This window comes from Devosia albogilva, assembly GCF_042685625.1.
Lineage (GTDB): Bacteria > Pseudomonadota > Alphaproteobacteria > Rhizobiales > Devosiaceae > Devosia > Devosia albogilva.
This window is the reverse complement of the sequence record NZ_JBHUNP010000001.1, coordinates 2,919,860-2,942,465: the sequence shown is the minus strand read 5'-3', so window position 1 is coordinate 2,942,465 and position 22,606 is coordinate 2,919,860. Positions and strand designations below refer to the sequence as shown.

The window sequence follows — 22,606 nt, the reverse complement described above, 5'->3', positions numbered from 1 at the left end:
CGGAGGTGAAAAGGGCAGGCACTCGTAGGGTTGGAGGATGCCGCCGCTGGTGTCAATCGCAGCGGCGGCATCTTGTATGGAAAGGCTAGAAGGTCTCGGCGAGATTGCGGATGCGCAGGCTCGGCGCCAGATCCGCAGCCGTCACCGTAGCGCCGTGGCGCGGCACGAAGGTGAGTTCGGCGACTTTCCCGGGTAGCAGGGTGATGGAGTTGTCCGAGAAGTAGCCGGGCATATCCACCGTAGCGGTGGTGAAGAATGCCGGCTTGTCGGTCTCCAGCGTCAGCACCACTTCCCCATTGCGGTCTGCGAGCGACCCTGTGATCACCGGGCGAGACAACTCGTATGCCTTGTAGGGCTTGGGGAAGTAGTCGTTGCTGCCCAGAACCTTGCCGTTGGCATCGGACCAGACGAAGTAGAGGAACTCGTCGGCAGCGATGTCGGCATAGGGCAACAAGGTGACGGCAATGGCCGCATCGGGGCTCACCGCCGCGTTGCCGGTGAAGACCACCCGCTCGCCGCCGCCCACCTCTACCGCGCGGACCTCCAGCTTAATCGACACGGGAGCACCGGTGTCGTTGATGGCGCGCAGTTCGATGAAGTCGGGCGGAGAGCCTTCCACCGGCGTGCCGCGGGTGTTGGTGGGCACCTCGTTCTGGCGCGGCACGGCGACGACGTTGACCGGATAATAGAACCGGCGCGCCATGTAGTGCATCAGCTTCCACTGCCCGCCATAGTCGAGGCTCGACCACGAGGCCACCGGCCAGATGTCGTTGATCTGCCAGTAGAGCGTGCCCATGCAGCGCGGCTTGGTGGAGCGCCAGTATTCGATCGCTGTCTTGATGGCGAGCCCCTGCTGGATCTGGGACAGGAACACCATCTGGTCGAAGTCGCGCGGGAAGCGGAAGTAGCGCGTCATCGTCTCGAGGATGCGGGCATTGCCGCCGGCATTGCGCTGGTGGTTCTCCATCACCGGCGAAGACGGATTGAGGTCTTCCTCGTCGGCGAAGGTCTTCGCCACGTTCATCGAGGTGAAGCTCTGAAAGCCGAACTCGGAGGCGAAGCGCGGATTGACGGTGCGGTAGGCCTCGAAGCTCTTGGCCGAGTGCCAGACGTCCCAGTAGTGGAGGTCACCGCGGGTGTCGGAGTGCCACCCGTCGGAGAAGTCCATGTAGCCGAGGGAGGGCGATGACGGCCAGAAGCGGCGGGCCGAGTCTTCGTCCTCGACGATCCGGTGCAGCATGGAGTTCAGGCGGTCATAATTGGCGATGTAGCGCTCCTTGTCGGCGCGCGTCTCGGGGTACCAGTCGAGCGAGCCGATGACCTCGTTGTCGCCGCACCAGAGCGCAATCGAGGCATGGTGCGACAGGCGGCGCACCTGCTGGGTAACCTCCAGTTCGACGCTCTTGAGGAACTCGCGGTTGGACGGGTAACTCATGCAGGCAAACATGAAGTCGTGCCAGATGAGGATGCCGAGTTCGTCGCAGAGCTCGTAGAAATAGTCGGGCTCGTACTGGCCGCCGCCCCAGATGCGGAGCATGTTCATGTTGGCGGCCTTGGCGCTGTCGAGCAGGTCACGGATGACCGCCGGCGTGATGCGCGAGGGGATGGCATCCGCCGGGATCCAGTTGGCGCCCATCATGGTGATGTCGCGGCCGTTGATGCGGCACTTGAAGGTGTGGTCGATCTCGTCGGGCTCGACGACCCACTCCAGATTGCGCAGCCCAAGCTTGCGGGTGGTCACCTCCCCTTCGAGGTTGGTGGTCAGTTCGTAGAGCGGCTGCTCGCCCTGCCCGGCCGGCCACCAGAGCTTTGGATTGCGGATGGTGACGGTGTGGACGACGAGGTTCTCGCCCTGCTGAACCGCGACCGTGTCGGTGATCACCTGGCCGTCGATCGCGTGCTGAAGTTCCACTTCACCAGCGGCAAAGGCGAACAGGCGGGTTTTGATCGAGAGTTCGACCGAGTTCTGGTCGTGGACCTGGTCGACCTGCACGCTCTCCTGCCTGGCCAGGCGCGACTTCCTGAGGCTCATGGTGCCGTAGACACCGATCGGCATCAGGCAGATGCCCCAATCCCATCCCGCATGGCACGCGGCCTTGCGGATGAAGTTCATGTGGATGCCCTTGAGCCCGTTGGTCTGGTAGTTCTTGGTGAACGGGATCGGGAACGGATGCGCATCGGCACGAGCCTTGGCAACGTCCGGTGCGACGGCAAAGTCGATGCGGAGGGTGTTCTCGCCGGCACGAACCTTGCCGGTCACGTCGATGTCGTGGCGGACGAAGCTGTTGTCCGTCTCGGCCACGATTTCGCCGTTGAGCCGGATGGTGGCGATGCAGTCCACCTCCGACAGGGTCAGCGTCAGGTAGCCACCGAGGTCCGCCTCGGTGGCTGAGAACCGACGCTCAACCGACCAGGGGGTCTCGTTGACCCACATCACCGTCTTCTCGTTCTCGCCCCAATAGGGGTCCGGAATCTCACCTGCGGCGAGCAGAGCGGCATGAACGTCGCCCGGCAAGGTGATCGGCAGCGCCAGTTCGGGGCGTGCGGGTGAGGTCAGGTCGAAAGCGCCGGTGAGGTCCAGGGCGCTGTAGGTCGAGGCTATGGTCATGAGGGCTCCGAGACGAGGCGACGGGCACTGCCGAAATCGTTACCGGCAGCGTGTAGCCGAGACCACCTGGTGGCTCCAACGGTAAAATCATGCCCATCAGCATGATTGTGCCGCTTGACCAGAGCCCCGGATGGAACGTTGCAACGGTGCAAATCGCGGCATCGCTTTACCTCTGGATTAGGATTTGGCCCGCTAGACTGCGAGACTGACCCCTCGGCCGGACATAGATGGTGCTTGACAGACTTTCGCGGCTGCTCGCCGTGCCTGACGATACCGACCTGGTGCAGGCACAGGCCCGTGCGCTCAGCCGGCAGGTGCCGCTGATGTATGGCATGCTGCTGGCGAATACGCTGATCCTGGCGTCGACGCATCTGCATGCCGCCCCGGCGTGGCTCACCGCCTATATTCCGGCAGCACTGGCGCTGGTTTGCCTGGTGCGGATCGTGTACTGGTGGCGACAGCGCGGCGGACAGCCCAAGGCGGCCGCGGACGCGCGGAAGACGCTGCAGCGCATGATCTGGATCGCGATCGTGCTCGGGGTCGGGTTCGCGTGGTGGTCCATCTCGCTGTTCCCCTATGGCGACACCTACCAGCGCTCCCACGTCGCATTCTACATGGGCATCACCACCATCGGCTGCATGTTCTGCCTGATGCATGTACGCACCGCGGCGTTTTCCGTCGGTGCGGTGGTGCTGATCCCGTTCTCGGTGTTTTTCGCCACCTCGGGCGTGCCGGTCTTCGCGGCGATCTCCGTCAACATGGTGCTGGTGATCGCGGCGTTGGTTGTGATCCTGCTGGGGAACTATCGCGACTTCGCGGCGCTCGTGGCCTCGCGGAGCGAGATGGTGCAGCGCCAGGCCGAGACACAGCGGTTGTCGGACGAGAACTTCCGACTCGCCAATGTGGATGCGGTCACCGGCCTGCCGAACCGTCGCTCGTTCATGCAGACGCTGGACGAGGCCATGGCCGATGCAGCGATGACCGCGCGCGGGCTCACCGTTGCCTGGCTCGACATCGACAGCTTCAAGGCCATCAACGATACCTTCGGCCACACCACCGGCAACCGGGTGCTGGTGGAGGTTGCGCGCCGTATCGCGCAGTTGCGCCTGCCGGTGACGACGGTGGCGCGGCTGGAGGCGGATGTTTTCGCCCTGATCCTCGACGGGATCACCGATCCGGCGGACCTGCAGCATCTCGGCAATCGCCTGTGCGACGCCATGCGGGAGGTGTTCGAGCTGCCGGGCGCCAGCATCCACGTCACCGTTTCGGCGGGACTCGCTGCGTCGCGCCCGGGCGACAGCGCCGAGACGATCTTCGACCGCGCCGACTATGTGACCAGCGTCGCCAAGCGTGAGACGCGCGGCGGCGCGGTGGTGTTCGGCGAGCGGCACGAGCAGGAGATCAGCAAGGTGCGGGCGCTGGAGCATGCGCTCCACACCGCCGAGCTCGACCGGGAAATCTATGTGCTGCTGCAGCCGCAGTTCGACGTGCTGCTGGACCGCACCATCGGCTTCGAGGTGCTGGCGCGGTGGCGAAGCCCCGTAGTGGGCGAAGTCTCGCCAGCAGAGTTCATCCCCTTGGCCGAGCGGCTCGGGCTGATCTCTCGCATCACGCGCACTGTCTTGCGCAAGGCGCTGACCCTTTCGGCGCAGATGCCAAAGTCCATTCGCTTGTCGGTGAACCTCTCCGCGCATGACCTGAACTCGGCGCAGGCGATCGAGGACATCGTCGCCATCGTCACCGAGGCCGGCAAGCCATGCCGGATCGATTTCGAGATCACCGAGACCGCCGTAATGCGGGATATCGGCCAGGCCAACGAGGCTCTGGTGGCGCTGCTGGCACTTGGTTCGCGCATTTCGCTCGATGATTTCGGCACGGGCCATTCGAGCCTGACGCATGTGCAGAAGCTGCCGCTCGACCGCATCAAGATCGACCGAAGCTTCGTCTCCGATGCGCCGCACGATCCGACCAGCCGGGCGATCGTCAAGACCATGCTCGACCTGTGCCGCAACCTCGGCATCGGCTGCGTCTTCGAGGGCATCGAGACCGAACAGCAGCTCGACACCTTGCTCGGACTCGGCGGGTCGGTGATGCAGGGCTATCTGTTCGGACGGCCGATGCCGCCGGACGCCGCCATCAGATCCCTGCAGGCGGAACATGCCCGCCGCCTGGGGGCGGCGGGCTAGGCTGGTCTACTGCGCCGCTTGCTCGGTCTGGTCGGCGTCGATGAAGCCGCCGGACTGGCGATGCCAGAGCTGGGAGTAGATGCCGCCGGTGTCGACCAGTTCGGCATGGGTGCCCTGCTCGACGATGCGGCCCTTATCCAGCACCACCAGCCTGTCCATCATGGCGATGGTCGACAGGCGGTGGGCGATGGCGATCACGGTCTTGCCCTGCATCAGCAACTGGAGCTGCGACTGGATCGCCGCCTCGACCTCGGAATCGAGCGCGGACGTGGCTTCGTCGAGCACCAGGATCGGGGCGTTCTTGAGCAGCACGCGGGCGATGGCGATCCGCTGGCGCTGGCCGCCGGAGAGTTTCACGCCACGTTCGCCGACATGGGCATCATAGCCCTTGCGGCCTTTGAGATCGCTCAAGCCGCTGATGAACTCGTGAGCCTCCGCCAGTTCGGCGGCGCGCAGCATGTCCTCTTCAGTCGCGTCGGGGCGGCCATAGATGATGTTGTCGCGAACGGAGCGGTGGAGGAGCGAGGTGTCCTGGGTGACAACGCCGATATTGGCGCGCAGCGAGTCCTGCGTGACCTGGGAGATGTCCTGTCCGTCGACCAGGATGCGGCCCTCGGCGCGGTCGTAGAAGCGCAAGAGCAGGTTGACGATTGTCGACTTGCCGGCGCCGGAGCGGCCGACGAGACCGATCTTCTCCCCTGCCCTGATCTCGAGGTTCAGGTGGTCGATGACGCCGCCTGTCTTGCCATAGTGGAAGGAGACGTTGTCGAACTTGATGTCGCCCTTCACCGTGCCGATCGGCTTGGCATCGGGCGCATCCTTGACCACCGACGGCAGCGACAGCGAATTGATACCGTCGCGGACCACGCCGATGTTCTCGAACAGGGCCGACATTTCCCACATCACCCACTGGCTCATGCCCTGGAAGCGCAGCACCAGCGCGGCAGCCACGGCGACAGCACCGGGCGTCATGTTGCCATTGAGCCATTGGCCGATGCCGACGGCAAAGACGGCGAACAGCAGCGTGCAGTTCATCAGCGTGATGGCCGACTGCAGCAGGGTCACCATCCGCATCTGCTTGTGCACGGTGCCGAGGAACTCCTCCATCGCCTCATGGGCATAACCCTCCTCCCGCCGCGAATGGGAGAAGAGTTTGACCGTGGCGATGTTGGTGTAACTGTCGACGATGCGGCCGGTCATCAGCGACCGGGCGTCGGCCTGCGCCTCGGAGATCTTGCCGAGCCGCGGGATGAAGTAGCGCAGCAGCGCGACGTAGCAGCCGAGCCAGACCAGGAACGGCACGGCGAGCCAGATGTCGCTCATGGCCGCCAGCACCACGGCGCCGGTGAAATAGATGACGACATAGACGGTGACGTCGAGAACCTTCATCACCACTTCGCGCACGGCGAGCGCGGTCTGCATCAGCTTGGCACCGATACGGCCGGCGAACTCGTCCTGGAAGTAGCTCATCGACTGCCGGATCAGGTAGCGGTGCGCCATCCAGCGGATGCGCTGCGGGAAGTTACCCAGCAGCGTCTGGTGGATGAACAGCGAGTCGATGATCTGCAGGCCCGGAATGGCGATCAGCAGCACGAAGGCCATACCGGCAAGCTTCCATCCTTCCTCGGCGAGGAAGGTGCGCGGATCGGCAGCGCTGAGCCAATCCACGATCGAACCCATGAAGCCGAACAGAGTGATCTCGAGGATCGAGATCGCCGCACCCAGCAGCGACATGGCGATGAGGTAGCGCTTGGCGCCCTTGGAATAATGGAGGCAGAAGGCCAGCAGACCCTTGGGCGGCTGCTCCGGCTCGCTCAGGGGATAGGGATTGAGGCGCTGCTCGAACCAGCGGAACATGATCATCACCACTCATTGGCCCGGACGGGCGAAGGGACAGTGCCGGCGCGCCTACGGTCTCAACATTGTTGAGGTGGAGGCCGGCTGGCCGGGAAAACGTCGTCGAACTCGGCAGGCAGCGGACAACAAGGCTTCCGCGCGCCGGGCCGGCAATGCCCCTCCCCAATGCCGTCTCATTTGGCGTAGAAGAGGGGCCGCTGTAGCGGGGCCCGGCAGAATACACAAGCATGCCGAGTCTGCTGTAGCGGCCGGGCCACAGCCCGCATCCAGAACCGATCCAGAGCGGACCAGCTTTTCATGCGTACCGAGACCGAACAGACGATCTATCTCAAGGACTATGCGCCGAGCCCATACCGGATCGTGTCAGTAGAGCTCGACTTCCGCATTCTCGAGGAGAACACGCGGGTGCGGGCCCAGTTGACGGTGGAGCCCGCGCCGGACACTGCAGCCGGGACACCGCTGGTGCTGGACGGTGACGATCTGAAGCTGACCTCGGTCGCCATCGACGGATTGCCGCTGATGCTGTCGGCGTATCTCGCGGACGAGAAGGGACTCACCGTGTTCGAGCCGCCGCTACGGCGCTTCGTGCTCGAAACGGAAGTGGTGATCGAGCCTGAGAAGAACACAAGGCTGATGGGACTCTACCGCTCGAGCGGCACCTGGTGCACGCAGTGCGAGCCCGAAGGATTCCGCCGCATCACCTACTATCTCGACCGGCCGGACGTGCTGGCGACATTCCGTGTTCGCATCACCGCACCCCTGGCCGCGGCGCCGGTGCTGCTCGCCAACGGCAACCTGGTCGACCGCGGCGATGCCGGCGATGGGCTGCACTATGCCGTATGGGAAGACCCGTTCCCGAAGCCTGCCTACCTGTTCGCCCTGGTCGCCGGCGACCTCGGCTCCATCACCGACAGCTACACCACTGGCTCCGGCCGCAAGATCGCGCTCGCCATCTACTGCGCGCATGGCAAGGAGGAGCAGTGCGGCTGGGCCATGGATTCGCTGAAGCGGTCGATGGCCTGGGACGAGCGCCGCTTCGGGCGCGAATACGACCTCGACATGTTCAACATCGTTGCCGTGAACGACTTCAATTTCGGCGCGATGGAGAACAAGGGCCTCAACATCTTCAACGACAAGCTGGTGTTCGCCGAGCCGCAGAGCGCCACCGATGCCGACTACGAGAACATCGAGCGGGTTATCGCCCACGAGTACTTCCACAACTGGACGGGCAATCGCATCACCTGCCGCGACTGGTTCCAGCTGTGCCTTAAGGAAGGGCTGACGGTCTATCGCGACCAGGAGTTCACCAGCGACGAGCGCTCGCGCGCGGTGAAGCGGATCTCGGACGTGGTAACGCTGCGCTCGGCGCAGTTCCCGGAAGATGGCGGGCCCCTCGCCCACCCGGCCCGGCCGGATCAGTACCGGGAGATCAACAACTTCTACACGGCGACGGTCTACGAGAAGGGCGCCGAGATCGTGCGCATGCTGGCGACGCTGCTCGGTGAGGCCGGCTTCCGCAAGGGCATGGATCTCTATTTCGAGCGCCATGATGGGGAGGCGACCACCATCGAGGCCTTCCTCAACGTATTCGAGGATGCCTGCAGCGTCGATCTCGAGCAGTTCAAGACCTGGTACCTGCAGGCCGGCACGCCCCGCCTCTCCGTCAGCGAAAGCTACAACGCTGCGGCGCAGACCTATACGCTGAAGCTCAGGCAGGAGATACCGCCGACGCCGGGTCAGCCGACCAAGGAGCCGCTGGCCATGCCGATCCGCTTCGGCCTGATCGGCCCCAATGGGAGCCCGATGAGCTGGACCGGGGTCAGCGGCGGCGCCAAGGTGGAGGACGACCTGATCGTGCTCGAGAGTGCCGAAGCCGAGGTGACCTTCACCGGCGTGGCCAACAAGCCGGTGCCGTCGCTCCTGCGCGAGTTCTCCGCCCCCGTGATCCTCGACCTGCCGCTCTCGCAGGAGGACCGGCTGTTCCTGGCCCGGCACGACAGCGATCCCTTCAACCGCTGGCAGGCGCTGCAGGATGTGAGCCTCGCCCTCGCCACCGCCGCCGTGGGCGGGCAAGCGTGGAGCGATGGCGATGTGGCGGCTCTCAGCGAGGCCATGGGCGATACGCTCGCCAGCCCCGACCTCGACGACGCCTTCAAGGCGCTGGCCCTGAGCGTGCCGGCGGAGGCGCAGATCGCCCGTGCCATCGGCAAGGATGTGGACCCCGACCGTGTTCACACCGTGCGGAATGAACTGATTGCCGCGGTGTTCGGGCCGCTCGCGGGCAAACTGCGGACCGCGCATGAAGGGCTGCAGTCGGATGCGCCCTACGCGCCGGATCCGGCCGGCAATGGGCGGCGCGCGCTCCGCAACCGCTTACTGGCACTGCTGGTGGGCAGCGGGGCCGAAGGCGCGGCCACGATGGCGACCGCATGCTACCATGAGGCTCGCAACATGACGGACCGACTGGCGGCGCTGGCCACTGCGGCAAGCCACTGGACTGCCGACGCACCGGCACTGCTGGCCGACTTCCGCACCCGCTTCGCCACCGATCCGCTGGTGTTTGACAAGTGGCTGAGCGTCAATGCCGGGGTGCCCGAAGCCGGGGTGATGGAGCGCCTGCGCGGCATCCTCGCCGACCCGGGATTCCCGCGCACCAACCCCAACCGCCTGCGGGCGCTGATGGGTACGTTCGCGCTCAACAACCCCACCCAATTCGCGCGTGCCGATGGCGCGGGCTTCCGTTTCGTGACCGAGTTCGTGGCCGAAGTGGACAAGGTCAATCCGCAGGTGGCGGCGCGCGTACTCACCGGTTTCCGTATCTGGCCGATACTGGAGGCCGGCCGCCGCGAGGAGGCGCGGGCGGCGCTCACGGCGCTGCAGAACGGCGGTGAATTGAGCCGCAACACGGCGGACATCCTCGGGCGAATGCTGGCTGGCTGAGGCGTAGAAGAGCGCGGTTCCTCCAGGCCTCAGAGAGACCGGGAAAAGCACGCGCGACGCGCAACCACGCCGACCTGTGGAGAAGAATTTTTCTCTGCCCGTAAGTGATTCCGCCGACTCGCCTTTTCCGGATCGGGGCCAGCACCCCGCCGGAGAGGGTCTGGACACGATTCACGGGCTGATTCATTGTTCGTTAAGGGCAAATCGGCGGGGTCCAGACCTCAATCATGGTGGAGAGTTTCATGCGGTCGACGGAGCAATCCGGCGCCGGCGCTACCGGATTCGGCGCGGGCAAAGATAGCACAGGCAACACCTCCGAAGGGGGGCCGTCCCGACCTCCGTTCCACGTTCCACCAATCGCTGCCGCCGTGGCTGCGACAGCCTTCCTGGCAGCGGCACTGTTCACCGCCTATGACGCCTACCGCACCTTCGACGACCAGCGGCGCCATCTGGAGCTGATCGGCTCCGCTCTGGCGCAGGAAATCATCGAACTCGATCCGCAGTCCGCGCTCACGCGGCTGGACCACTCTGCCGGCAGGTTCGCGCCGATCATTCAGGCCAGTCTCGTCTCGGATAGCACTTCGGCTGCTTCTCCCTTCGGGCAGATGTTGCCCGTAGGCGGGCTCGGAGCGATCAAGCTCGAGCCGGCACAAAACGATGCCGCCGCCGGGGTGATGCAGCGAGGCGCGGGCGCTTTCGCCATTGCAGCGCTGATGTCCTTTGCCGCCTTGCGCCGACGCCCGAACGATGATCCTGATCCGGCACTGAAGCAAAGCTACCGCACGCTCGCTGCCGCCATTCCCATGGGCGTCGCCTGCTGGACGCGCACCGGCGAACTCATCGTCTGCAACCAGCAATATCGCGACAGCATCGACATGGAAGACCGCGAGGTCACCTATCATCAGGCGGTAAAGCGGCTGATCGCCGGCGGCTACATGAAGCTCTTGCGCGAAGGCGACAATGGGCGCCTGCTCGAACTGCACCGCGAGGACGGCTCCTGCCTGCTCATTGATGAGCGACCGCTCGGCAGCGACGGCTTCATGACCCTGGTCAGCGACATCACCGAGGCCAAGAAGACCGATACGCTCTTGCATGCCATTCGCGAGGAGCAGCGGCACCTCGCCCGGCGCTACCATGAGGAAAAGCTCAAGGCCGAGGCAGCCAGCCGGGCCAAGACGAACTTCCTCGCCCATCTCAGCCACGATATTCGTACGCCGCTCAATCACATCATCGGATTTGCCGACCTGATGCGGCACGAGACCTATGGTGCGCTGGGCGACAAGCGATATCTCGAATACGTGCAGTCGATTAAGTCCTCGGGGGAGCACCTGCTTGCCTCGTTCGCCTCGATCCTCGAACTCGCCGAGTTGGAAAGCGGCCAGAAGGGGCTGCGCAGCGATCCGCTGCTGGTCGACGATCTGATCGAGGGTGTGGCGCAGCGCTTCCGCACTCAGGCGCAGAGGGCGGGCGTCGGCATCGTGATCGGTGCACCCACCCAGGCCATCGTCGAAGGCGACAAGCTCGGCCTCACCCGCATGCTCGGCAATTTGGTGGAGAACGCCATCCGCTTCACACCCGCTGGCGGACGCATCACCCTGGCGGCCTTCGCGGCTCCGGATGGCGTTGTGCTGGAAATCACCGATACCGGCATCGGCATGAGCGAGGAACGGCTCCAGAGCCTGAGCCAGCCCTTCGCGCTGGGTGACGCGACGTTCACCCGCGAGGGCGGCGGACCCGGGCTCGGCATCTCCATCGCCCGCGCCATCGCCGAACTGAGCGGCGGGCACCTCGCCATCGACTCGAGCCCTGCGCTCGGCACCACCGTGGCCATCTCGCTGCCGCTGGCAGCGATGGATGGGCGGATGGCCGCCTGATGCTGACACGGCGTGGCACAAGGCACACTACGCCGCGGCATCGAGCCGCCGGAGCGTAAACGCTAACGCTGTCCGAGGGTGCGCGCCCGGGCGTACCAGGCCTCCGCAGCAGCCTGCACTTCGTGCTGCATGGCGGCTATATCCAGCTCCAGCCGCGAGTAATCGGGATAGTGCGTCAACCCGGCGATCAGGTCGCGGAAGGCGCCGGTCCAGGCTTCGGTCTTAAAGGGCGAGACCAACGCCGCGCTCATGACCTGGAGAATGGTGGAGTAGGTTCTGTGGATCTCGGCCAGGCGCTGGCCGGTCGGCACCAGTCCCACCTGATCCAGCCGCGACAGCACTGCGGCAGTGGGTGCTTGTGGTCGGGCGATGGTGGCGCCGGCGACCAGTTGCGCCGACTGGGCGATGAATTCGAGATCGACAAGGCCGCCGGTCGCCAGCTTCAGGTCGAAGGGGTGGCGTGGTGGCCGCTCCTTCGCCATCAGGGCACGCATGGACACAACGTCGTCAACGGTCTTCGTAATGTCGCGGGGCTGAGCCATCACTTCGGCGACCGCAGCTTCGACCTCCTGGCGGAAGGCGCCATCGGCGGCAACGACCCGGGCGCGGCTCAGCGCCAGGTGCTCCCAGGTCCAGGCGTTGTCCCGGTGGTAGGATCGGAAGCCGCTGAGGCTGGTCGCCAGCGGCCCAGCATTGCCGGAGGGCCTGAGGCGCAGATCGGTCTCGTAAAGCACGCCCTCCGCCGTGGGTGACGACAGCGCTGCCACCAGCCGCTGTGTCAGCCGGGCGTAATAGTGGCTGATGTTGAGCGACTTCTCGCCATCGGAGTCTGCATCAGGCCCGTCATAGAGCAGGATGAAGTCGAGGTCGGAGGTGGCCGTCATCTCGCGGCTGGCCATCTTGCCGAAGGCCAGCAGTGCCACGCGCGCGCCGGCGATGCGGCCGTGGCGACGCTCGAACTCCCGGCGGACCGACGCAAACAGGCGGTTGACCAGGGTCTCGGCAAGAGCCGTGAACTGCTCCCCTGCCCCGGTGGCGTCGACGGTGCCGGATAGAAGGCCCGCGGCGATCAGGAACTTCTGCTCCTGACCGATGATGCGGGCGCGATCGATGATCTCCTCATAGGAGCGGGCCTCGGCAAGGAAGGCGTCGACCTTGGCGATCAGCACCTCGCGGTGAGTGACGTCGTTGGCAAAGGCCGGATCGATCAGCCCGTCCATCACATGGGCGCGGTGGATCACCTGCTCGGCCATGCGCGGCGCCGAGGCCATGAGCTGCACCAGAAGGGTGCGCAGATTGGCGTGGTTGCGCAGCAGCGAGAACAGCTGCACGCCGGCGGGCAGGCGCGAGAGGAAATTGTCGAAGCGCAGCAGCGCCTCATCAGCATTGCCGGCATGGCCGAGCGTTGCCAGCAGCAGCGGCAGCAGTTCGGTCAGGTGGGCGCGGGCAGCGCTGGTGCGGGTGGCGGCATAGCTGCCATAGTGCCAGCGGCGCACGGTCTCGATGGCCTTGGAGGGATCGGCGAAGCCGAGGCTCGACAGGGTCTCGACCGTTCCTGGATCGTCGTCGGAGCCGGTGAAGACCAGGTTGCCGCCTTCGACGCCAAGGCTCTCACCTTCGGTGAACAGTTCGCCATAGTAGCGCACCACCCGCTCCAGCGCGGCGCGGTAACTGCGCTCGAAGGCGAGGCGGTCGGGCTCGCCCATCAAGCGGCCGACCACCGCCACGCCTTCAGGGGTGGACGGCATCACGTGGGTCTGCTCGTCGCGTAGCATCTGCAGCCGGTTCTCGACCGCGCGCAGATACCAGTAGGTCTGCGTCAGCTCAGTTGCCGCCTTCGGCGTGATCCAGTTGGCGTCCGCGAGAGCCGCCAGAGCATGAGCGGTCGGCTTTACGCGGAGGCTGCGGTCACGTCCGCCGGCGATCAGTTGCTGGGTCTGGGTGAAGAACTCGATCTCGCGGATGCCGCCGCGGCCAAGCTTGACGTTGTGGCCCTCGACGCGGATGTCGCCGACATTCTTGGCGATGTTGATCTGGCGCTTCATCGCCTGGATGTCGGCGATGGTGGCGAAGTCCAGATGCCGGCGCCAGACATAGGGCGCCAGTTCCTTGAGGAAGGCTTCGCCGACGCCGCGATCACCGGCGCAGGGCCGTGCCTTGATCCACGCCGCGCGCTCCCAGTTCTGCCCGCGAGCCTCGTAATAGGTCATCGCGGCATCCACCGAAATCGCGACCGGCGTGGAGCCGGGATCGGGGCGCAGGCGGAGGTCGGTGCGGAACACGTAGCCGTGGGCGCGGCGGTCCTCCATCAGGCCCACCAGCTTCTGCACCATGCGCGAATAGATCTTGGTCGCCTCGGCCGGTTCGGCAAGCACGCCGCGCTGCGGGTCGTAGAACGCGACGATGTCGATGTCGGAGGAGTAGTTGAGCTCCTGCCCGCCATGCTTGCCGAGGGCAAAGAGGGCGAGACCGGAATTGGCCGCGGTCGCCTCTTCGGCGGGAATGGCCAGCTTGCCCCGGTCGGCTGCCTCGCGCATCAGCAGGTTGAGGCAGGCGTCCAGTGCCGCATCGGCGAGGTCGGACAGTGCCGCGGTCGACTGTGCGGTGGTCCAGGCTCCGCCCGCCTCTGCAATGGCGGCCAGCAATGCGGTCCGCCCTTTGGCGATGCGCAGCGCCGGACCGAGAGCATCTTCGTCGCCGGCATCGCGACCCGCCACCTGAACGGCATCGAGAATGTCGGCGAGAGTGCCGTCGGCATCCTGGGCAAGCGCTCCCGCCAGCCACTCCGCATTGGCCTGCGCGAGTTCGAGAAGATACGGCGCCTGCTCCAGCAAGGGCCCAATGCAGGGACCGGCTGCCGCTATGGGTTCGCGCTGCTCTGGCGGGAGCGCGGTGAGCCAGGCCTGAACGGCCGGTGTGTCGACGGGCGGCAGGGGCGCGAGGTGCATGCGAATGGCTTAGCAAGCGGCGTGGGTGGAGAGAACCCCTCAGACCGGCAGATCGATCACCGCCCGCACACCGGGGGCATTGTCCTCGATGCGGAAGCTGCCGCCATGGAGGCGCGTTACGGCATCGACCAGCGACAGGCCCAGGCCCGAGCCCGGTTCGGAACGGCTGGCCTCGAGGCGAACGAACCGGTCGAGCACACGCTTGCGATCCGGCTCGGGAATGCCGGGACCGTTGTCGCCCACCTCGACCAACACCCGACCATCGATGCGGCGCAGGCCCACCGTGATGCGGCCGCCGCTGCCGTCGGGAGGGCTGGCGTATTTCACCGCGTTCTCGAGGAGGTTCACCATCGCCTGCCCGATCAGTTCGCGATTGGCACGCAGATGGACGCCCGGCTCCACATGCGTTTCGAGCGTGATGCCTTCATCCTCGGCAACGGGGCCATAGAGCTCGGCCATGTCCGCCACCACGGCACTGATGTCGACATCGGTAAGGGCGCCGGACGGCGCACCGGCCTCGGCGCGGGCAATCATCAGCAGGGCATTGAAGGTGCGGATCAGGCGATCGCTTTCGGCGATGGTGGTTTCCAGCGCCTCCCGCCGTGCCTCGTCGCTGGCGCCGTCCCGCAGCGCCGATTCCGCCTGGTTGCGCAGGCGCGTCAGTGGCGTCTTGAGGTCGTGGGCGACATTGTCGGTGACCTCCTTCAGTCCCTGGAGCAATTGCTCGATGCGGTCGAGCATGGCGTTGAGGTTGGTGGCGAGACCATCGAACTCGTCGTTGCGACGGGTGACGGGCACGCGCTCGGAGAGATTGCCCGACATGATCTTGGTGGAAGTATCGCGAATGGTGTCGATCCGCTTCAGCACCCGCCGGGCGGTGACGCCCCCGGCCACCAGCGAGAACAGGATGATGCCGATCGCCCCAACGAAAAAGCTCTGGACAATGATGGCGCTGAATCCCCGCCGCTCCACCACGTCCCGGCCCACCACCAGCCGCATGCCGTTGGGCAGTTCCACGGATCGCACCACCGCATAGCCACTGCGGGGCGGCCTGCCGTCCGTGCCCATCGGCAGCCCGTTGGCGCGTTCATAGTCGAAACTGTAGATGCCCGGCTCGATCAGCACTTCGGGCGGCACGTCGGTGACGTTGCCGATCAGGTACTGCCCCGTCGCGTCGCCGAGATAGTAGACGCCTGGCCCCGGCGAGCGCGAGATGCGGTCGAGCGCGAACGCCATGGCGCGGATGCCCTGGTTGGCAACGATCCGCTGCAGCACACGCACCTCGCCGTCGATGTCGTTGGCCTGCTGCCGCTGCAGCTGCAGGCTCGATTGCCAGCCGATGAAGGCCAGCAGCAGGATGGCGAAGATCGAAAAGATCAGGATGAAGGTCGCGGTCAGGCGGACCGTCGACGTGCGCCAGAGCTGAACGAAGCGGTTCACGCGCTCACTCGCGGATCATGTAGCCGGCGCCGCGCACGGTGTGGAGCAACGGGCTGGCGTAGCCCTTGTCGATCTTGCTCCTGAGGCGCGACATGTGCACGTCGATGACATTGGTCTGGGGGTCGAAGTGGTAGTCCCAGACATTCTCGAGCAGCATGGTGCGGGTCACCACCTTGCCGGCGTGCTTCATCAGATATTCGAGCAGGCGGAACTCGCGCGGCTGCAGCAGGATGGTTTCGCCATCCCGCTCGACCTTGCGCGACAGCCGGTCGAGCGTCAGCCCGCCGACGCTGTAGCTGGTCGCCGCCTCGGAGGGGCTGGAACGCCGCGCCAGCACCTCGATGCGGGCCAGGAGTTCGGTGAAAGCGTAGGGCTTGGTGAGGTAGTCGTCGCCCCCTGCCCTGAGCCCGGTCACGCGATCGTCCACTTCGCCCAGCGCCGACAGGATCAGCACCGGGGTGTTGTCACCCTCGGCGCGCAGCGACTCGACGATGGAGAGACCATCGCGTCGCGGCAGCATGCGATCAACGATCAGCACGTCGTAGTCCATGCCCGACGCCATGGCGTAGCCGGTCTCACCGTCGCTGGCGTGGTGCGTGACGTGTCCGGCCTCGTCGAGAGCCTGGATCAAATAGCTTGCCGCCTCGCGGTCGTCTTCGATCAGGAGGATTTTCACCGGGACGCTCTCCAGTGGTCGGCAGCTACAGTTAGCCCCGGGAGGTGAGTCCCGGGGCCATGTTTGTAGGCTTATTCCTCGCCGAGCGGCAGGCCGATGAAGCGAGCATTGCCGTCGCGTTCGACCATGACCAGGGCGGTGTTGAGGCCGCGGTCACGGACGCCGTCGAGGGCGGCCTCGAACTCGTCGAGGCTGTTCACCGGCTTGTTGTCGACCTGCACGATGGCATCACCGACAGTGAGGCCCTTCTCGGCAGCAGCCGATTCCGGATCGACGTCCTGGATCAGCAGGCCCCCGTTACCATCCGCATTCGGCACCAGGCTAAGGCCGACACTCGACTCGGACGGCAGCGGAGCCGGCGGGGTCAGCGATTCGGGCTCTTCGGCCTGTGCTGCCTGCTCTTCGTTGAGCGTGCCCAGCGTCACCGAGACGGTGGTCTCGGCGCCATCGCGCCAGATGGTCAGCTCGACGGTCGAGTCCGGGGCCTTGCTGGCGATGGTGCGGCTGAGGTCGAGTGCATCATCGATCTCATCACCGTCGACGGCGGTGATGATGTCACCGGACTGGACGCCAGCCGGACCGGCAGGGCCGTCCTCGGCGACGTTGCTGACGATGGCACCACGGGCATCTTCGAGACCCACGCCGTCGGCGATGTCACGGGTGACATCCTGGATGCCGACGCCGAGATAGCCGCGGGTGACTTCACCGTTGTTGATCAGCTGATCCACGACCGACTGCACGGTGGAAGCTGGAATGGCGAAGGCGATGCCGACATTGCCGCCGTTGGGCGAATAGATGGCGGTATTGACGCCAACCACTTCACCGCGGGTGTTGAAGGTCGGCCCGCCGGAGTTACCCGTGTTGACCGCCGCGTCGATCTGCAGGAAGTCGCCATAGTTGTTGCCGCCGATGTCACGGCCGGAAGCCGAGATCACGCCGACGGTCACCGAACCGCCGAGGCCGAACGGGTTGCCGACCGCCACCACCCAATCGCCGACACGGCTGGGTTCGGATTCGAAGGTGACGAACGGCAGGTCATCGCCTTCGATCTTGATGACGGCAAGGTCGGTGCGCTCGTCGGTGCCGACGACTTCGGCCTGCTGCTCGCTGCCATCCTCGAACACAACCGTGACCTTGGTGGCGTCGGAGACGACGTGGTTGTTGGTCACCACATACCCGTCAGCGGAAACGATGAAGCCGGAGCCGGCTGCCATGAACCGGCGCGGCGCGCGCTCGGGCGTACCACCACCGCGCGGACCGAACTGATCACCGAACTGGTCGAAGAAATCCTGGAACGGATGACCTTCCGGCAGATCGGGGAAGTTGAACTCGAACTGGTCGCCACCGCGGCGAACGGAGCGCCCGCTCTCCTCGGCTTCGACGAGAATGGACACCACGGCGGGCTTTACCGCCTCGACCAGGTCCGCGAAGCCCGGGTGGGCATTGACTTCCGGCACGCTGATCTGGGCGGCGGGCTGGAATTGCGCGTTGGCGGCGGTACCGGTCATGACATAGGCGGTGCTGACACCCCCGACGCCGACCATCAGCGCCAGGGCCGAAGCCCCGAGCCAACGGCTGGTCCGCTTGAGAATGGACGATCCCATGAAACTCTTCTCCTTCGGCAAGCCCTCAACAGCTTGTGCCGTAGATATGGAATGTCCGGGCTTTCAGAGAAGTTGCCCCAAGATTAAACCTTGGCAATGTAGCGGGCGGGATTAGGGCGGAGGGCTCGAGCGAGCGTCTCAATTCTCGCAGACCTCATGGTGAGCCTGTCGAACCACGAGGTCGGTAGCACCGTGCCCGCGACCTCGTCCTTCGACAAGCTCAGGATGAGGTCTATGACAGCGCAGGGTGGCTATTTCAGCTCGTCCAGCGCCGCGCGCTCTTCCGCGGTCAGCCCGTCGGAACCGACCTCCGCAGCACTGCGGCGCCGTCCCGCCAGCCACAGCGCCACCAGGCCCACAACCAGCAATGCCGGTGCCGCGCCCCAGAGCAGCAGGGTCTGGGCCGACACTCTTGGGTTAAGCAGCACGTATTCGCCATAACGGTCCACCACGAACTGGCGGACATCCTCGTCGCTGTCGCCGGCGACCAGCCGCTCGCGCACCAGCAGCCGCAGGTCCCGCGCGAGGTCGGCGTCGCTGTCGTCGATGGACTGGTTCTGGCAGACGAGGCAGCGCAGTTCCGCCGAGATGTTGCGGGCCCGCTGTTCCAGCACCGGGTCGGCCAGCATCTCGTCGGGGCTCACTGCAACCGCGACGCCGGACAGCAGCAGCGCGCAGGCGAGGACGAGCGAGCGGAGCCAGGTCATTGGGCGGGCTCCGCAAGGGGCCGCGCCGTCCGGTTCGGCACCCCGATTCTGAGGCGCCGATCCGTCAGCGACAGAGCCCCTGCCCCCGCCATCAACAGGGCGCCGATCCAGATCAGGGTGATGTAGGGCTTGTACCAGATGCGCACGACATGGGTGTCGGCCAGCGGTTCACCCAATTGCAGGTAAAGCTGAGAGAGGCCATAGGTCTGGATGGCCGCTTCGGTGGTCGGCATCCCGCTCGCGGCATAGATGCGGCGTTCGGCAATTGCGGTGCGGGTGCCGCCATTCGGCGCAGTAATATTGAAGTGCCCCTGCTCTGCCGTGTAGTTCGGCCCACGGACAGTGTCGAAATCCTCGAAGGAGACCGCATAGCCGGAAAGCTCGGCCGTTTCGCCGGGGTTGAGCCGGGTCACCAGCTCGGTTTCCCAGGCCGTCACCGAGACGATGCCCAGCACCGTCACGCCCAGGCCGAAATGAGCGATGGCGGTCGACCAGGCGGGTCGCGGCAGGCCCTTGAGCCGGCGCCAGCTCTCGCCGAAAGGAATACGGCCGAGGCGGCTGCGCTCGACGAGTTCCGCGATAGCCCCGAAGGCGACCCAGAAGCCGAGCAGCAGGCCGATCGGCGCCAGCGAGATCGATACGCCACCAAGGGCCGAGACCAGGATGGTGACGAACAGCGCCAGGGCCGCCGCACCGATCAACCTCTGCGCTGCTGCGAGCACGTCGGCCCGCTTCCACGCCAGGAACGGCCCGAACGGCAGCACCAGCAGCAGCGGCGCCATCAAGGCCGTGAAGGTGAGGTCGAAGAACGGGGCGCCGACCGAAATCGTGGTTCCGGTCAGGGCATCGAGCAGCAGCGGATAAAGCGTGCCCACCAGGATGGCGCCGACGGCTGTTGCGAGGAAGAGGTTGTTGAGGATCAGCGCCCCCTCGCGGCTGACCGGCGCGAACAACCCGCCCTGCCGCAAAGTGGCCGCGCGGAAGGCAAACAGCGCGAAGGCGCCGCCGATCAGCACGGCCAGCATCGACAGGATCACCAGCCCACGGGTGGGATCACTGGCAAAGGTGTGGACTGAGGTCAGGATGCCGGAGCGAACCAGGAAGGTGCCGAGCAGCGAAAGGGAGAAGGTGATGATGGCGAGCAGCACCGTCCAGATCTTCAGGGCGTTGCGTTTCTCCATGACCAGCGCCGAATGCAGCAGCGCCGTACCCGCGAGCCAGGGCATAAAGCTGGCGTTCTCGACCGGATCCCAGAACCACCAGCCGCCCCAGCCGAGCTCGTAATATGCCCAGTACGAGCCCATGGCGATGCCGAGGGTCAGAAAGGTCCAGCTCAGCAAGGTCCATGGGCGCACCCAGCGCGCCCAGGCCTGGTCGATCCGCCGGGAAATCAGCGCCGCCACAGCGAAGCTGAAGCAGATGGAGAAGCCGACATAGCCGGCATAGAGCAGCGGCGGATGGATGGCGAGGCCGATATCCTGCAGCACCGGATTGAGGTCGTTGCCCTCGAGTGGCGCGGGAAGCAGGCGCGTAAACGGGTTTGACGTGAACAGGGTGAAGCCGGTGAACGCCGCCGTCAGCAGCGACTGCGTCGCGAGCACCAGGCTCAGCAGATCGTGTGGAAGATTGCGCCCGAACACGGCCACCAGGGCGCCGAACAGCACGAGGATCACGATCCAGAGGACCATCGATCCTTCGTGATTGCCCCAGACGCCGCTGATCTTGAAGATCAATGGCTTGAGCGAATGAGAGTGCTCCACCGCCAGCAGCAGGCTGAAGTCGGACACGACGAACGCCTGGATCAGAGCGCCGAACGCTACCGCCACCAGCACGAACTGCAGCACCGCGCCCTGCCGCAGGACCATCGCCAGCCGCGTGCCGGAGCGATGATAGAGGTAGCCCCCCACCGCCGAGATAGTCGCAATGGCAAAGGCGAGGACGAGCGCAAAGTGGCCGAGTTCAATGCTCATGCGGCGACGCTTTCGGCTTGCCGCAGGCGTTGAAGGGTGTCGCTCCACCCCACCCTCAATCCCTCCCTATCATGGGGAGGGAGACGCAGAGCCGAGATATCGGAGTTCATCGTCTCCAACCTCCTTGTGGGGAGGGATCAAGGGTGGGGGTCAGCAGACGGACAACCGCTTTCACTGCGCTGCCTCCGGCCGCCATTCCCCCTGCGCCTTCAGCGCGTCCACGACTTCCTTGGGCACGTAGTTCTCGTCGTGCTTGGCCAGCACGTTCGTGGCCTCGAAGCTGCCGTCGCTGCCGAGCCGCCCTTCCGCAACCACGCCCTGCCCCTCGCGGAACAGGTCCGGCAGGATGCCGGAATAGTGCGCCGCGACTTCGGCGCCACCATCGGTGATGACGAAGAAATTGCTCTCGCCGGAGCGGGTCCAGCTCCCGTCCTTGACGAGCCCACCGAGCCGGATCGGGGTGCCGGGTTCTACCGCGCGGGCGGCGACTTCACTGGGCGAATAGAAGAACACGATCTGGTCGCGCAGGGCAGTCAGCACCAGCGCTGCCGCCAGCGCCACCACCAGCAGCAGGCCGGCGATCACCGCCAGCCGCTTCTGCTTGCGGCTCCAGCCGCGGGATCGGGGTGTGGCGGGTGCGGTCATTGGCCATTTTCCCTCAGTTCAAGGCCGGCACCAAGGGCCAGCGTGTCGAGTTCGCCGCGGTCGAAGGCCTGCGGATACGCGGCAACCGCGTCGTCATAGGCAGCCTGCGCGGCCGCGGTGTCACCGAGCACGATGTAGGACTGCACCAGTTGCGTCCACTCCTCCACCGTGCCGCCATCGCGAGCGAGGCGCTCCGCCAGGCCGGACACCATGGCGCCGATATCCGGCGCCCCTTCGGCCGGCGCGCCGCGGTTTTCGGCCACAGCCAGCCCCTGCCGGGCGCCGGCGATCCACGGCTCGGTGCCCTCGGCCAGCGCCAGAACTTCGCGCCAGAGGGCCTCTGCCTCTTCAAAGGCGCCGGTGCGGGTCAGTTCCGCGGCGAGGTAGAGCCGGGACGGCACGTGCTGCGGATCGGTCGCGGCGGCGCGCAGGAGGTCCATAGCCTCGGCGGAGCCGGTGCCGTTGCTCTCGAGCAGCAGCGCTTCGGCGAGGCGCGTCTGAGCGTCCGGATTGGTGCCGCCGAGCGCCAGCACACGCCGCCAGGCGTTCACCGCGTCGGCATAGCGGCCCATCTGGGTGTAGGCGGGCGCGATCACCGTCCAGCCGCGCAGGTCGTCGGGATTGGCCGCCAGCGCCGCCTCGATCCGGGCCACCGCCTCGGCGAGATCAAGGGTTTGAGCCGTCAGTTCCGGCCGCTCCGCCAGGGGCTGGGCCGGCTGCTGGGGTGAGCCGAGCCAGCCATAGACGGCAAAGCTCACAGCGGCGATGAGGGCAAGCCCCACCACAAGCTGTAGGCGACCGAAGGGAGGGCCACCGGTGACCTCGCCCCGCTCCGTGCGGCTCCTGAGCATCTCGCGGGCCAGTTCACCGCGCGCCGCCTCGGCCTCGCGCTGCCCCAGCCGGCCAGAGGCGACATCCGCCTCGATGCCGGCAAGGACCAGACGAAAATGACTGTTGGGATCGGCCGTTACGCCGGCGCTTGCGTTGACCGCGCGGGGACCGGCTGCGTAAAACAACGCAGCGCAGGCGATGGCGGTAACAGCAATGGCGACGAACCAGAACAGCATGGGCCTCGAACGCTGGGCGCGGACGGACGGGCGACTGGCGCCATCTATAAGCCGGCCACGGCAAAAAACCACACCATTACGGAC

13 protein-coding genes are annotated in these 22,606 nt (G+C 65.8%); 3 read left to right on the top strand and 10 right to left on the bottom strand.

The annotated features are described in order from the left end of the window. Positions 1–85: 85 nt before the first annotated feature. Complete coding sequence (locus tag ACFSX5_RS14705) at positions 86–2,608, bottom strand: beta-mannosidase (RefSeq protein ID WP_386834443.1); 2,523 nt, start codon at positions 2,606–2,608, stop codon at positions 86–88. A 230-nt stretch (positions 2,609–2,838) separates the two neighbouring features. Between ACFSX5_RS14705 and ACFSX5_RS14700 the strand changes: the two genes are divergently transcribed. Then, positions 2,839–4,794: a putative bifunctional diguanylate cyclase/phosphodiesterase gene (locus ACFSX5_RS14700; protein WP_386834442.1), complete on the top strand. Its 1,956-nt coding sequence runs from the start codon at positions 2,839–2,841 to the stop codon at positions 4,792–4,794. 6 nt (positions 4,795–4,800) lie between these two features. On the opposite strand, the gene ACFSX5_RS14695 is transcribed toward ACFSX5_RS14700, so the two are convergent. Then, entirely contained in the window at positions 4,801–6,651 is a 1,851-nt protein-coding gene (locus tag ACFSX5_RS14695) for an ABC transporter ATP-binding protein (RefSeq protein ID WP_386835652.1), read from the bottom strand. Between the two features lie 297 nt (positions 6,652–6,948). Between ACFSX5_RS14695 and pepN the strand changes: the two genes are divergently transcribed. Together pepN and ACFSX5_RS14685 are read left to right on the top strand one after the other, a co-directional pair. Further along, the gene (pepN, locus tag ACFSX5_RS14690) at positions 6,949–9,591 is read left to right on the top strand and encodes an aminopeptidase N (protein WP_386834440.1); all 2,643 of its coding nucleotides are present in this window, start codon (positions 6,949–6,951) and stop codon (positions 9,589–9,591) included. Positions 9,592–9,959: 368 nt separating this feature from the next. Continuing rightward, the gene (locus ACFSX5_RS14685; RefSeq protein ID WP_386834438.1) at positions 9,960–11,465 is read left to right on the top strand and encodes a sensor histidine kinase; all 1,506 of its coding nucleotides are present in this window, start codon (positions 9,960–9,962) and stop codon (positions 11,463–11,465) included. Between the two features lie 62 nt (positions 11,466–11,527). On the opposite strand, the gene ACFSX5_RS14680 is transcribed toward ACFSX5_RS14685, so the two are convergent. The 8 genes from ACFSX5_RS14680 to ccmI form a co-directional block, all read right to left on the bottom strand. After that, entirely contained in the window at positions 11,528–14,413 is a 2,886-nt protein-coding gene (locus ACFSX5_RS14680) for a bifunctional [glutamine synthetase] adenylyltransferase/[glutamine synthetase]-adenylyl-L-tyrosine phosphorylase (protein ID WP_386834436.1), read from the bottom strand. A 39-nt stretch (positions 14,414–14,452) separates the two neighbouring features. Then, complete coding sequence (locus tag ACFSX5_RS14675) at positions 14,453–15,853, bottom strand: sensor histidine kinase (RefSeq protein WP_386834434.1); 1,401 nt, start codon at positions 15,851–15,853, stop codon at positions 14,453–14,455. Positions 15,854–15,857: 4 nt separating this feature from the next. Next, positions 15,858–16,529: a winged helix-turn-helix domain-containing protein gene (locus ACFSX5_RS14670; RefSeq protein WP_386834432.1), complete on the bottom strand. Its 672-nt coding sequence runs from the start codon at positions 16,527–16,529 to the stop codon at positions 15,858–15,860. Between the two features lie 71 nt (positions 16,530–16,600). Further along, positions 16,601–18,133 carry a Do family serine endopeptidase gene (locus ACFSX5_RS14665; RefSeq protein ID WP_386834430.1) on the bottom strand — a complete coding sequence of 511 codons (1,533 nt, stop codon included), beginning with the start codon at positions 18,131–18,133 and terminating at the stop codon, positions 16,601–16,603. Between the two features lie 251 nt (positions 18,134–18,384). Further along, a complete protein-coding gene (locus ACFSX5_RS14660) occupies positions 18,385–18,840 on the bottom strand; it encodes a cytochrome c-type biogenesis protein (RefSeq protein ID WP_386834428.1) in 456 nt (151 codons plus the stop codon). Further along, a complete protein-coding gene (locus ACFSX5_RS14655; protein ID WP_386834427.1) occupies positions 18,837–20,810 on the bottom strand; it encodes a heme lyase CcmF/NrfE family subunit in 1,974 nt (657 codons plus the stop codon). The genes ACFSX5_RS14660 and ACFSX5_RS14655 overlap by 4 nt, the downstream gene beginning before the upstream one ends. A gap of 171 nt (positions 20,811–20,981) precedes the next feature. Next, the gene (gene ccmE, locus ACFSX5_RS14650) at positions 20,982–21,455 is read right to left on the bottom strand and encodes a cytochrome c maturation protein CcmE (RefSeq protein ID WP_386834426.1); all 474 of its coding nucleotides are present in this window, start codon (positions 21,453–21,455) and stop codon (positions 20,982–20,984) included. Beyond that, positions 21,452–22,522, bottom strand: coding sequence for a c-type cytochrome biogenesis protein CcmI (gene ccmI, locus ACFSX5_RS14645; protein WP_386834425.1), 1,071 nt, complete (start codon positions 22,520–22,522; stop codon positions 21,452–21,454). The genes ccmE and ccmI overlap by 4 nt, the downstream gene beginning before the upstream one ends. Positions 22,523–22,606: the final 84 nt, after the last annotated feature.